The following is a 14,077-nucleotide window of genomic DNA, read 5'->3' on the forward strand; positions in this document are numbered from 1 at the left end:
TGAAACATTCTTATTTGCCGGAAAGAGATATTTTTTCTATATTTGTACAAACGAAATATCATGGATGCCAAGATAGGAAAGAATGAAAGGCTGGACGGCACTGCTCTTTCGGAGAGTGCAGAAGAGCGGCGTTTTGTACTCGACCCAAGTCAGCAGGAGGTTGTGGATGCCCAATCGGGTTTCCATCTGGTGCTTGCTCCGCCCGGATGTGGGAAGACTCAGATACTCACTGAGCGTATTCGGAGGGCACATTCTTTGGGTGTAGACTATGCCGATATGCTGTGTCTGACGTTTACCAATCGTGCTGCCCGCGGCATGATGGAGCGTATTCGTGGGCAAATAGCCGATGAGGGAGTAGACGAAGTGTTCGTGGGAAACGTGCATCGGTTTTGTTCCAAATATCTCTTCGAGCATGGGCTGATACCGGCCGAGGCCTCGATTATCGACGAGGAAGACACTATCAGCATCTTGGCCAACATCCTGAATGAGGATGAATATGAGGTGGCTGCCGCGCCACGTCGCCACCGTGCTTACATGGAGGTGATGCAACTGTCGCATTTCATGTATCAGCTGGTGCATGGACATCCGCGCTCTCTGCGGCTTCATCCGGAATGCCTGACTCCCGACGATGTCGAGGCTATGCGGGCGATATGCCGTCATCAGCATCTGGAACTGACTGCCCAGACAGTAGAGGACCTCTATTCGAATGCCGATTTCTATTTGGATGAGGCACGAAGCGAAGCCTACGATATAGGCGAGCAGCAGATAGTGAACCACTTGTTGGTCAAGATGCGCACGGCAAAACAGTTCGATGTGTACCGTACGGAGAATAAGCTGGTGGATTTTGAAGACTTGCTGTTGCTCACTTACGAGCATCTGCGACATGCCCAAGAGGCTGATAAGAGGGTGTTTCAGTGGGTTCAAGTGGACGAAGTGCAGGACTTGAACGCGCTTCAACTGGCTATTATTGATGCGCTGACAGCGTCTGGGAATCCCACGGTAGTGTATCTTGGAGACGAGCAGCAAGCCATCTTCTCGTTCATGGGGGCTAAGATGTCGACCCTTGAAGTGCTGAAAGAGCGGTGTAAGGGCCATCTGCATCGCTTGCAAATGAACCACCGTTCGCCCCGCTATCTGCTCGATGTGTTCAACTGTTATGCCCAGGAAGTATTGCAGATAGACCCTGCTTTGCTGCCCACGACGGATTATGAGCCGGTCCGTCTGGGCAATGAATTACAGCTGGTACAGTCCGAGAATATCGAAGCAGAGTGTTTGGATGCGGCCCAGATAGCCGGCCAAATGATGCAGGATTATCCCGATGAGACCACGGCAGTCGTCGTTAGCTCGAATCGGGATGCCGATGCTATCAGCCAGGCATTGAAGTCTCGCATGGTCAGCCATTTCAAAGTGTCGGGTGAAGATCTCTTTTCGTCGCCCGTGGTCAAGTTGCTTTTCGCTCATCTCAACCTGGTTTCGTGTGAACATAACTTCATTTCGTGGGCACGGGTATTGAAAGGTTTGCACGTATTCGAAACCAATACAGCTGCCCGTAACTTTGTCCGGACACTGCTCAACCATGCCATGTTGCCCTCCGACTTCCTGCTGTTTCCCGACTCTTCGTATGTACAGAAGTTTGTAGAGGCATACGATAACCGCGAGATAGTGGTGTTTGATACAGAGACAACGGGGTTGGATGTATTCGAAGACGACATCGTGCAGATAGCAGCTGTGAAGATGCGAGGAGGGCAAGTGGTCGAGGGAAGCCGGTTGTCTTTGTTCATTCAGACTGCCAGACCGATTCCCAAGATGCTCGGAGACATCGAGAATCCTATCTTGGAAGAACTCCGTCATCATGAGCTACTGTCTCCCCAGGAGGCTTTGCAGCTGTTTCTTGACTATGTGGGCGATGCCGTTTTGCTCGCCCATAACGCCGAATACGACTATCATATCCTGACTTATAATCTGCAACGATACCTCCCTGCGGTCGATTTGAGCCGTCTGCATCCGCTTTATTTCGATTCACTGAAATTGGCCCGACTGCTTGTTCCCGGTCTGAAGGAGTATAAATTAAAGTATCTCTTGGCCATTCTCCATTTGGAAGGTGAGAATTCTCACTTGGCCGATGCAGATGTCGAAGCCACCGTCAACGTAGTGAATTACTGCTATAAGCAGGCTTTGGAGGTGGTCGAGGGGCAGCGGAAACTGATGCAGCAGAAGCGTGTAGTGTCGCGAGTGGAGGTGTTGCGCCGTGTCTACGGACCAATCTATGCCCATACGCAAGCCCGACTGTACACGCAGGAAGTGCAGGGTGAACATCCTGCATTGGTCGATGAGTTGCTTTATATATATGGCGTCTTGAAGCGAGATAAGATAGTTGAACCTGTCCGCTCGCTCGATTACATAATCCGTTATCTTTCCCACGACCTGATAGACCGCGAGAGTGGGGCAGCGCTGGTGGAGCAGTTGGCCCGCCATCTCACCACGATGAATACACTGAAAGAGGCCGACTTATGCAGCAGTGAATCCATAGAAGACCGTATCTTTGTGACAACCGTACACAAAGCAAAGGGATTGGAGTTTGATAACGTGATTATTTTTGATGCTGTGGAAGACCGTTATCCCAGCTATTTCAGTCGTAACAATCCTCAACAAATGGCCGAGGATGCCCGTAAGTTCTATGTTGCCATGACGCGCGCCAAGAAGCGTGTCATCGTCATGCAGAGTGTTTCACGGCTCGATTATCACGGTGTGCCACAGCCACGTAGGCTCACTCGGTTCATGACACCACTGTTGAAGTATTTTGATTTGAATGCCTCGCCCATGCCCCTTCTTCCATAGAGAGCGGAAGAAAAGGCACAGGGAGACCTTTGAGGGGATTTCTATTTCTTCGTAGCCTTGACGAAATAGAGTATCAGAAGCACGTAGGCAACAAGCGAACAAAGCTCGGAGAGCGGATTGGCAAGCCATGCGTCATTTACCAGATTGATGCCGCCGAAGCGCAGGAGTGCGCTCACCACACCCATCAATGCTCCTCCGGCAATGAAACCGCTGGCAATGAGCGTGCCTTTCTCGCCACGCTCTTTGTTGACCTGAGCGTCTTTGCTGCGCGAAGTAACAAACCAATTAATAGCACCACCGACCAACAGAGGTGTGTTCAGTTGCAAAGGAATGAACATACCGAGGGCAAATGCCAGGGCCGGAACTTTGCAACGGTCGAGGATGATGGCGATAGCCGCACCGATACCATAAAGCACCCAAGGCGCACCGACGCCGTTCATGAGTGGGTCGATGACTGCCGCCATAGCGTTGGCTTGCGGTGCTGCCAACTGTCCTGAGGTGAATCCGTAGGTCTCGTTGAGCAGCATCATGACGCCGCCGACGGTTGCTGCACTCACCAGTGTGCCTAGGAATTTCCAGCTCTCTTGCTTCTTCGGTGTCGTACCGAGCCAGTATCCAATCTTCAGGTCGGTGATAAACGAGCCTGCCATCGACAGGGCTGTACATACAACTCCACCCATGATGAGGGCAGCCAACATGCCGCCAGGACCGTTCAGTCCCACAGCTACCATCACTACCGATGCCAATATCAGCGTCATGAGCGTCATTCCCGAAACAGGGTTGCTGCCCACGATGGCGATAGCATTGGCTGCCACGGTGGTGAAGAGGAATGCAATGAGCGTTATCAACAGAATTCCGACAACGGCATGGAGCAGGTTTCCACTCATTACACCGGCCCAGAAAAAGACGAAAGTAACGAGAATCGTAACGATACTCCCCACAGCTATAATCTTAAAAGAGATGTCGCGCTGCGTGCGTTTCTGTGCAGCTGCGTCTCCACTACCGTCTTTCAGCTCCTTGGCAGCCAGCGAAGTAGCACCCTTGATGATGCCCCAGCTCTTGATGATACCGATGATTCCGGCCATAGCGATGCCACCGATGCCGATGCTCTTGCCATAGGCCGAGAATATTTCTTCGGGCGACATGCTGCCCACCGTAGCCTGGATAGAGGGGTCCCACATATTCAATACCTGGTCGTGGAAGAGGATTGACATGCCCGGAACAATGAGCCACCATACTGAGAGCGACCCCAGACAGATAATCAGGGCATATTTCAGGCCCACGATATAGCCCAGTCCGAGTACGGCTGCACCCGTGTTGACTTTGAATACCAACTTGGCTTTGTCGGCCAACTGTTCGCCAACTCCCATGACACGCGACGTGAAATTCTCGTTCCACCAGCCAAATGTGGCCACGATGAAGTCGTAGAGTCCGCCCACGAGTCCCGATAAGAGCAACGGTTTGGCCTGTCCGCCACCCTTCGCACCGCTCACCAGCACCTGCGTGGTGGCCGTAGCTTCGGGGAAAGGATATTTGCCGTGCATGTCGCTCACAAAGTATTTGCGGAACGGGATAAGGAACAGAATGCCGATGATGCCGCCCAATGCCGAGCTCATAAAGATTTTGAAGAATGATGCGGTCATTGCATCGCCATACTTGGCCTGTAGGATATAGATGGCCGGCAGGGTGAAGATAGCCCCGGCTACCACAGCTCCGGAGCAAGCCCCGATACTCTGTATGATGACGTTTTCGCCCAATGCGTTCTTGCGCTTGGCTGCCGTGGACGCGCCCACGGCAATGATGGCGATGGGAATGGCGGCCTCAAACACTTGTCCGACTTTCAATCCCAGATAGGCAGCGGCGGCAGAAAACAGCATCGCCATGACAATGCCCCATGTCACCGACCATCCGTTGACTTCAGGATAGTTGCGTGCCGGATTCATGATAGGCTTGTACTCCTCGCCGTCTTTTAATTCTCTGAATGCGTTCTCAGGTAGTTCCATTGGGTCTACCTCTTTGTATTGTTCTTCTTGCATGAATGTTAACGAAATGGGGTTAATATGCCACAAAAGTAACATTTTTATATAAGAAGACCATTGGAATGTGTGAAAAAAAACGTAATTTTGCAACACTTGCTCATCGCAGGTGATACTATAAGGAACTTCGACAGGCTGGACGGAAATACCGTGGACATACACTTGAAAAACTGCAAGGCCGTGGCAGCAATGCTGCAAAGGCCAAACAGCAATGCTGCAAAGCCTGGGCAGCAACACTGCCGAGCCTTTGCAGTAAAATGGGGGCAATGCCTTGACAAGACGAAACCTTACATCTGATATTCTGTTAAACTCAAAATAAACAATGAATTTTATGCAACGTATTTATTTAAAGGTAGTTATGGCATGCCTATGTTGTATGCTATGTGTCATGGACGGAATGGCTGTTCCGGCCAGACCGGGGCAGTGGCGAACCATTTATCTGGCAGACGGGACGGCGCTCAAAGCCGAACTGGTGGGCGACGAGAACTTCCATTTTTACCGAACGGCCGAAGGTGTGCAGTATGTATACAATCCGGACCGTGGCTATTATGTTTTGCGCGATGCCAAGACCGCACCTACGCGCTCGATGATGAGCCTGAAGGCGAATGCCGGCACGCGTGGCTTGCATCGCCACAATGCTCCGACTCAGCCGAATACGCTGTATTCGGGCAAGAAGAAGGGGCTGATTATCTTGGTCAATTTTGCCGATACAGTGTTTGCAGCTGGCCACGACCAGGCACTCTACAACCGCATTGCCAACGAAGAAAACTTCAAGTATGGCGACTTTTGTGGCAGTGTGCACGATTATTTCAAGGCACAGAGCAACGGGGCTTTCGATTTGACCTTCGACGTGGTCGGCCCGGTTACGTTGTCCAGTTCACAGGCCCTTTATGGTGGAAACAATTCTCGCGGCTCCGATATGTGTCCGGGAGAGATGGTAGAAGAAGCCTGTGAGGCTGTCGAAGATATGGTAGATTTCTCGGAATACGACTGGAATGCCGACGGCGAAGTGGAACAGGTGTTCGTGCTTTTTGCCGGTCAGAGCGAGGCCGATGGGGGGGCGAAGTCGTGTATCTGGCCTCATAAGTGGGACTTGGAAAGCGCTCTGGGCTATCCATTGATGATTGATGGCATGGTCATCAATACCTACGCATGCAGTAACGAACTCAAGGGAACGGGGGCTATCAATGGCATCGGGGTTATCTGTCATGAGTTTACCCATTGTCTGGGATTGCCCGATTTCTATGATACATCGAAGCCCAGTGTGAACTATGCCATGGGAAATTACGACCTGATGGCGGCGGGTGCATACAATCAGGGAAGCTATATGCCGCCTTGCTATACGGCGTATGAGAAGATGGCTTGCGGATGGCTGACTCCCATAGAGCTGAAAAACGATACGACGGTAGAGAAGATGACAGCAAATCATGAGCATGGACCGGCCTACATTCTATATAACGAAGGAAATCGGGATGAATACTATCTGCTGGAGAACAGGCAGAAGAAAGGGTGGGATGCCGCCATTCCCGGACAGGGATTGCTGGTGACCCATGTGGATTATGATGCGAAGTTGTGGATTGGCAATAAGGTAAATCAGGATAAGAACCATCTGCGTTGTGCCATCGTGCCGGCCGATGGTAAGTTGGGATGGGACTATCGCTCGATGGCAAACGACCTCTTCCCGTATGCCGGTAACGACAGTCTGAACCGCTATTCCCTACCTGCTGCCACACTCTTCAATGACAATGCCGACGGAACGAAGTATCTGCTGGGTGGTCTGAGTAGCATTAAGCGGAATCCAGACGGTACAGTCTCGTTCAAGTTTAAGGCAGGCCGACTGCCCGACAATACCACGGGTGTGGTTTTCTATGAGTCGTTCGGCAAGTGTGCAGGAACTGGTGGAAATGATAATCAGTGGGACACCGTGAGTGGTTTCAAAGGTACTTTTGCTGCCGACAAGACGGGATGGAGCTGCACACAGACCATGTATGGCGGGCATCAGTGTGCTAAGTTCGGGTCGAGTCAGCATGCCGGAGCCACTTTGACGTCTCCTTCCATCATGTTCATGGAGGACGATACGCTCACATTCCAGGCTGCGGGAGTGGGAAAAACAACTTCGACGGTCGATGTCTATGTGGGCAATACGTTGCTCGATGTTATCACGTTGAAGCCTCAGCAATGGTCATCTTATCAGTTTGTCATCAAGGATAAGGGAGCGAAGACGCTGCGTTTTGTGATGTCCTCGCGCATGGTATTGGACGACGTGAAGGTGGTTCGAAAGAATACGGCGACCGCTATCCGCCGCTTGACGATAAGCGAGAGCGGGATGGAAGATGGTCGTATATACTCCGTTATGGGGCAGTATATGGGGACAGACGAAAGCCTGTTGCCGCCGGGTATGTATATAAGAAATGGGAAAAAGTTCATCAAGCTGTGATGAACCTTTCCCCATGAAAGTCTGATATTTGTCAGTTTTTGAACACAAGCCCATTGTTGTCGGCATCAATGATGATGGGCTTGTCGCGTAATACGTTCTCCGACAGGAGCTGTTTGCTTAAATCGTTGAGCACGAAACGCTGGATAGCCCGCTTCACCGGACGTGCCCCGAACTCCGGGTCGTAGCCCGCTTTGGCCAGGAAGTCGACTGCGTCGGGCGTCCACTCTACGTTGAAGCCCTGCTGTTCGAGCATGCTGCGCACGTGTTTCATCTGTAGTGTCACCACCTTGCCTATCTCTTCCTTTGTCAAAGGCAGGAACATGATGGTCTCGTCGATACGGTTCAGGAACTCCGGTCGGATGGTCTGTTTCAGCATTTCCAACACCTGCCGGCGCATTTCGTCGATTTTTTCATCCCTGTTGTAGACGTTTATATCCTGCATCTGCTGCTGGATGTACTGGCTGCCGAGGTTGGATGTCATGATGATGATGGTGTTCTTGAAGTTCACCGTGCGTCCCTTGTTGTCGGTCAGACGCCCGTCGTCCAGCACTTGTAGCAAGATATTGAAGACGTCGGGATGTGCTTTCTCTATTTCATCGAAGAGTACCACGCTGTAAGGTTTGCGTCTTACAGCCTCCGTCAGTTGCCCCCCTTCGTCGTAACCCACATATCCCGGAGGTGCGCCGATAAGTCGGGAGACACTGAATTTCTCCTGATATTCGCTCATATCTATACGCGTCATCATGTTCTCATCGTTGAATAGATACTCAGCCAGAGCCTTGGCCAGCTCCGTCTTGCCCACACCTGTAGTACCCATGAAGATGAAAGAGGCTATCGGGCGTTTGGGATCTTGCAGTCCGGCACGGCTTCTGCGCACCGCATCGCTCACCGCCTGGATGGCCTCTTCCTGCCCGATGACACGCTTGTGCAGTTCCTCTTCCAGATGTAACAGTTTCTCTCGCTCGCTCTGGAGCATTCGTGTGACAGGGATTCCTGTCCATCGGCTCACCACTTCGGCAATGTCGTCGGCCGTCACTTCTTCCCTTACCATGCCCTCGCCACCTTGAGTAGCCTTGAGTTGCAGCTGTATATTGTCGATGTCATCCTGCAATGCTTTGAGCTTGCCATAGCGTATTTCGGCCACCCGTTCGTAGTTTCCTTCGCGTTCGGCACGCTCGGCTTCGAACTTGAGGCTTTCCATTTCCTGCTTGTCTTGCTGTATCTTGTTTACCAATCCCTTCTCCGATTCCCACTTAGCACGGTACTGATGCTCCTCTTCCCGCAGTTCGGCAATCTCTTTATCGAGCTGCGCTATCTTGTCGGTATCGTTCTCGCGCTTGATGGCTTCACGCTCTATTTCGAGCTGTTTGAGCCTACGGGTAATCTCGTCAAGTTCTTCCGGCACGGAATCCCGTTCCATGCGCAGCTTGGCAGCAGCCTCGTCCATGAGGTCGATGGCCTTGTCGGGCAAGAAACGGTCGGATATGTAGCGCTCCGAAAGCTTCACTGCTGCGATGCAGGCATCATCCTGTATGCGCACTTTATGATGGTTTTCGTACCGCTCCTTCAGTCCACGCAAGATGCTGATGGCATCCAGTTCGTCCGGTTCGTCCACCATGACTGTCTGGAAACGGCGCTCCAATGCCTTATCCTTTTCGAAGTATTTCTGGTATTCGTTGAGCGTTGTTGCACCGATGGCACGAAGCTCTCCACGGGCCAGCGCAGGCTTCAGGATGTTGGCAGCATCCATTGCTCCCTCGCCGCCACCAGCCCCTACGAGCGTGTGTATCTCGTCGATGAAGAGGATTATATCGCCCTCGGCGTTGGTCACTTCCTTGATAACACCTTTCAGTCGTTCCTCGAATTCGCCCTTGTATTTAGCTCCTGCCACCAAAGCACCCATGTCGAGAGAGTACAGTTTCTTGTTTTTGAGGTTTTCGGGTACGTCGCCTCGCACGATACGTTCGGCCAGTCCCTCCACGATGGCGGTCTTGCCTGTACCCGGTTCACCTATTAATATGGGGTTGTTCTTGGTTCGCCGAGACAGTATCTGTAGCACGCGGCGTATCTCATCGTCGCGTCCTATGACGGGATCGAGCTTACCCTGGCGTGCATCTTCGACCAGATTCTTGGCATATTTCTGCAATGCCTGATAGTTCTCGTCGCCACTCTGGTTATCCACTTTCTTGCCTTGGCGCAGTTCGTTGATGGCTTGCAGCATGCCCTTCTCGGTGCATCCTGCATCCTTCAGAATCCTGCTGACGGTAGAATTGACACTCAGCAGCGCCAGCAACATGGGTTCGATAGACACGAATTCGTCTCCTAATTTCGCGCTGTAGTCCTGTGTCTGCTGCAACACGGCATTCGTTTCGTTGCTCACGTAAGGCTGTCCGCCCTGCACTTTGGGCAAGTGTTGAATCTCCTGTTGCACTGCCGATTCAATCAGTTGGGTATTGATGGCCAACTTCTGGAATATGAAATGAGTCACATCTTTGCCTTTCAGCATGATACCCTGAAGCAGATGAACCGGCTCTATGGCCTGTTGGCCGTTGCGTTGGGCAATGTTTGCAGCCTCTTGCACGGCCTCTTGGGCTTTGATAGTAAATTTGTTGAAATCCATATAGAGTCTCCTTTCCTCGATTAAATAGTCTTTTTATCCTTTTCGTAAAGGAGAACTCAAAACCTATGCCTTGCCCCGTTTCATGTCTTTTTGGCATAAAACGGTGTCAAAAAGGCATAAAACGGAGCGGGCTTATTGCTGTACTGATTTGATGACTATCAGTCTTCCATGTGCAGCGCTTCCATAAATCGCTTGATAATCTCCGGCTTTCCGGTGTGCTTGCCGTTGTCTTCGCTCAACTTGCAGGTATCGTTGTAGAAGTCCCACGACTCCGTAATCTTCGCTGCAACGAGTTTGATGACGATGTTCATCGGTTCGATATCCTCGAAATCATTGGTGAAATGAGTACCTATGCCGAACGAAGGCTGGCAACAGTCTTTGGCATATTGCTGCACTTCGATGGCGCGGTCGGTGTCAAGGGCATTGCTGAATACCACTTGCTTGGTGCGTGGATCGATGCCGAAAGACTGGTATTTGGCCACGATTTTCTCCAGCTCTTCGCGATTGTCTCCACTGTCTATACGCAGCCCTTTGAACAGGTTGGCGAAGTCTTCGGAAAAGTTGAGACAGAAAATGCGCCACCCGAAACTGTCGTAGAGATAAGTCCCCAAAGCGCCACGGAAGGTGTTGCGCCACGAGTTCATGGCAATGTGGTTGGCCATCTGCGGACCATACATGCCGCCGATGGCGCAGACAAACTCATGAGCCATCGTACCTACAGGGGTCAGACCATGCTTCATGGCCAGATAGACGTTGCTCGTGCCGACAAACTTGCCTGGCCACTGGCGCGATTCCGAGCAGTCTTTCATGGCCTTTATCACCGTGTCTTCGGCCTCGAACGATGCACGTCGGCGTGTACCGAAGTCGCTGTAGACGCATCCGGCAGCCAAGAGTTTCTCGGCCTTGGCATACGATTTCGTGTAATACTCGTCGTAGTCTAATTGCGCATCTTGTCCCGTCACCATATAATATAGTTCGGACACGATGGCCAGCACTTTCACTTCGAGCAGGATGGTGTCCGACCAACTGCCCTCAAATTCTATATGCAGATGTCTTTCCTCGTCTTGCCATACGCGTGTCCATTGGTGTTTGAAGCGGAAACCACGCAGATAACGGTAGAACCAGTGGGGTATATAGTAACACTCGCGCTGCATGAAGCGTATCTCTTCGTCGGTTATAACGAGGTTTTCGAGCATCTTGATTTGCTCGGCCACGAGGTCGGCAAAGCCTTCCGGATAGACGGTATTGTTGCGGTCGACAAACTGATATTTTACCTGTGCACGCGGAAAATTGTCTATTACGGCGCAACACATGGTGAACTTATAGAGGTCGTCGTCGGTGAAGTGTTGTATGATTTGTCTCATGATTGTAGTAGGGTAAGAGTTTTACAGGTATTTATTCGTAAAGATAGAACATGCGCTCCATCATCTTCCATTTCTCGTCCGAGGTGCTGCCGGTGGCACATTGCTGGAACTGCGACACGTAGTCTTCCCACTCTTGTTGTCCAGGCAAGGTGGCGAGTCGGCTCATGGCATCGTCCCAATCGAAGTCTTCGGGCGTCTCGACTATCATGAAGACGCGTGTACCTACGATGTATAGCTCCATCTCCAGAATTCCTACTTGCCTGATACCGTCTGCTATTTGTTGGCGGAAGTGTTCACGGTCGTGAGCTTCACGATAGCGTCTGATGAGTTCGGGGTTGTCGCGCAGGTCCATCGTCTGGCAGTATCGTTTTACCGGACCATCGTATTGTTTCACCTTGTAGCCTTCTGTCTTCATATTGTTTTCTTTTATGTTTTAAAGCCGAATGCAGCCTATTTTCTGCAAAGATAAACATAAAAGCGAGACGACACCATCTTTTTTGCTGTATTTATACATCCGGGTCGATGGGCAAGGCGATTACTTTCGAATATTTGTCTGGCCTGCCTGCTATTTCATATCCTGCCGGCTTGATTTTCTGCAAGGCCTCGGCAGCGTTGCTGCAAAACCCAAACAGCATTGCTGCAAAGGCCAGACAGTGGTGCTGCCAAGGCCTTGCAGTTTTTTGAGTTTGTAAGTTTATAAGTTCATGAGTGTTATAGGTGAAAGATATGGCTATCTTGTGGGCCGATGCACACGCTTGCTGATGAGGGTATGGTCGACTTATATGCCTGAAAATAAAATTGTTAGTTATTTTTAAAACTCTTATCAGGCGTATTATGCTACTTATTTTATACTTTTGCAGCCAAACAGAACATAAGGTAATTAACGCAAAGACATAAAACATTAAAAGCACGAAATGAAGGAACATAGATTGAGGTGTGTCGTGGGTATGGCAGCATTCATACTCCGAAATTTTATTGGTTTTGCCGTATTGGCAATGCTGATGAAGCCTCTCTTCATGCTTTATAATCATCTTGTATATGCCGAAACCACGCTGAAAGACTATGTGGCTGTGATGTGGCATGGGCTTCCGATGGACTTTGCCGTCGGTGGATATCTGACGGTTGTACCCGCCCTGCTCGCGCTTGCCGTGCCTTTCGGGGCTGCCGGTGTGCTTCGCAAGCTGGCCAAAGTCTACTATGCCGCGGTGGCATTGCTGCTTGCCATGATATTCGTGGTAGATGCCGTGCTCTACGGTTATTGGGGCTTTCGACTCGACATGACGCCCTTGTTCTACTTCTTCTCTTCGCCCACAGATGCCGTGGCGAGCGTCGGTGCAGGCTTCATAGCACTGGGTGTAGTGGTCTGGCTGCTGTTGTCATGGGGCATTTACAGTTTGGCAAGGCATTGTCTGATGCCACTTCCTTCCGTCGGGGGCAGTTGGCGCGAGAAGATGCAGGGCCTTCTGACGGGTTTGGTATTGACGTGTTTTCTTATTATCCCGATACGTGGTGGCGTCACGACGTCGACCATGAATCTGGGAAATGTGTACTATAGCCAGAATCAGCGGTTGAACCATGCAGCCGTGAATCCCTGTTTCAGTCTGCTACGTTCGTGGGTTGACGGTAGTGCCAAGCTGTCGGAGCAATATCGGATGATGGATGCCGGTGAGGCCAATCGTGAGTTTGCCCGACTCGTGAAAACCACTAATCGCACGCATAAGGGCGCGGAGACTCAGTTGCTGCGCAGCCATCGCCCCGATATCGTGTTGATAGTGCTGGAGAGTTTCTCGGCCCAAATCATGCAAGAGCTGGGTGGACAGCCCCATGTGGCGGTCAATATGGACCGTCTGGCACGCGAGGGAGTACTGTTTACCTGCTTCTATGCCAACAGTTTCCGCACCGACCGCGGGCTGGTCTCCATCCTTGCGGGCTATCCGGCACAGCCCACGATGAGCATCATGAAGTACACGGAGAAGGTGGAAACCCTGCCTTCGCTGCCACGTGAGCTGAAGAGTCTGGGTTATAATCTACAATATTATTATGGTGGCGATGCCGACTTTACCAACATGCGGTCGTTCTTGACCACTGCCGGATTTGAGAAGATAGTGGCCGATGTAGATTTCCCCGTGAATCTGCGGTTGAGCAAATGGGGCGTCCCCGACGGTTATGTGTTCGACCGCGCGGCCAGCGACATTGAGCAATATCGTGGTGGGCCGTTCCTGAAGGTGATTCAGACGAGCAGTAGCCATGAACCTTACGACGTGCCTTACCATCGACTCGACAACAAGATACTCAATGCCTTTGCCTACGCCGATGACTGTCTGGGTAAGTTTGTAGAGCGCTTACGCCGTTCAGGTCGGTGGGATAACACGCTTATCGTGCTTGTTCCCGACCACTTGGGATGCTATCCCGAAAGCATCAGCAACTACGATTTCGAGCGTTATCACATTCCGCTCATCCTGACAGGTGGCGCGGTGAAAGCGGCGCGCCGCATTGATACCATCGGCTCGCAGATAGACATTGCGGCCACACTGCTGGCACAGCTGGGCCTGTCGCACCATCGGTTTGCTTTCAGCAAAGATATGATGGATGCCGATGCACCACACTTCGGCTACTTCACCGTACCCAATGCCTTTGGCATGATTACGCCTACCGACTCTGTAATGTACGACCTTGACACGCAGAAAGCCGTGCACAGGCGCGGTCTGCATACCGACCATACGCTGAAGCAGGGCAAGGCCTATCTTCAGAAACTTTATGATGACTTATCAAAACGATGACT

At 51.4% G+C, this 14,077-nt stretch carries 7 protein-coding genes; 3 read left to right on the forward strand and 4 right to left on the reverse strand.

The features are described from left to right. Nucleotides 1-60 precede the first annotated feature (60 nt). A complete protein-coding gene (locus tag ACZ42L_RS00120; RefSeq protein WP_464716273.1) occupies nt 61-2,838 on the forward strand; it encodes a 3'-5' exonuclease in 2,778 nt (925 codons plus the stop codon). 41 nt (nt 2,839-2,879) lie between these two features. On the opposite strand, the gene ACZ42L_RS00125 is transcribed toward ACZ42L_RS00120, so the two are convergent. Then, a complete protein-coding gene (locus ACZ42L_RS00125) occupies nt 2,880-4,874 on the reverse strand; it encodes an OPT family oligopeptide transporter (protein ID WP_464716274.1) in 1,995 nt (664 codons plus the stop codon). Nucleotides 4,875-5,205: 331 nt separating this feature from the next. On the opposite strand from ACZ42L_RS00125, the gene ACZ42L_RS00130 reads away from it, so the two are divergent. Next, nucleotides 5,206-7,311: a M6 family metalloprotease domain-containing protein gene (locus ACZ42L_RS00130; protein ID WP_464716275.1), complete on the forward strand. Its 2,106-nt coding sequence runs from the start codon at nt 5,206-5,208 to the stop codon at nt 7,309-7,311. 31 nt (nt 7,312-7,342) lie between these two features. Here the strand turns inward: ACZ42L_RS00130 and clpB are convergent, their stop codons facing one another. From clpB to ACZ42L_RS00145, 3 genes are all read right to left on the reverse strand, one after another. Then, complete coding sequence (clpB, locus tag ACZ42L_RS00135; RefSeq protein WP_464716276.1) at nt 7,343-9,931, reverse strand: ATP-dependent chaperone ClpB; 2,589 nt, start codon at nt 9,929-9,931, stop codon at nt 7,343-7,345. Between the two features lie 158 nt (nt 9,932-10,089). Then, nucleotides 10,090-11,295, reverse strand: coding sequence for a nicotinate phosphoribosyltransferase (gene pncB / locus ACZ42L_RS00140; protein ID WP_464716277.1), 1,206 nt, complete (start codon nt 11,293-11,295; stop codon nt 10,090-10,092). Between the two features lie 31 nt (nt 11,296-11,326). Further along, a complete protein-coding gene (locus ACZ42L_RS00145; RefSeq protein ID WP_464703024.1) occupies nt 11,327-11,710 on the reverse strand; it encodes an L-rhamnose mutarotase in 384 nt (127 codons plus the stop codon). A gap of 499 nt (nt 11,711-12,209) precedes the next feature. Here ACZ42L_RS00145 and ACZ42L_RS00150 point away from each other — a divergent pair, with 499 nt between their 5' ends. After that, a complete protein-coding gene (locus ACZ42L_RS00150) occupies nt 12,210-14,075 on the forward strand; it encodes an LTA synthase family protein (protein WP_464716278.1) in 1,866 nt (621 codons plus the stop codon). The last annotated feature ends 2 nt before the right edge of the window (nt 14,076-14,077 follow it).

The sequence above is a fragment of the Prevotella mikamonis genome (assembly GCF_055381405.1).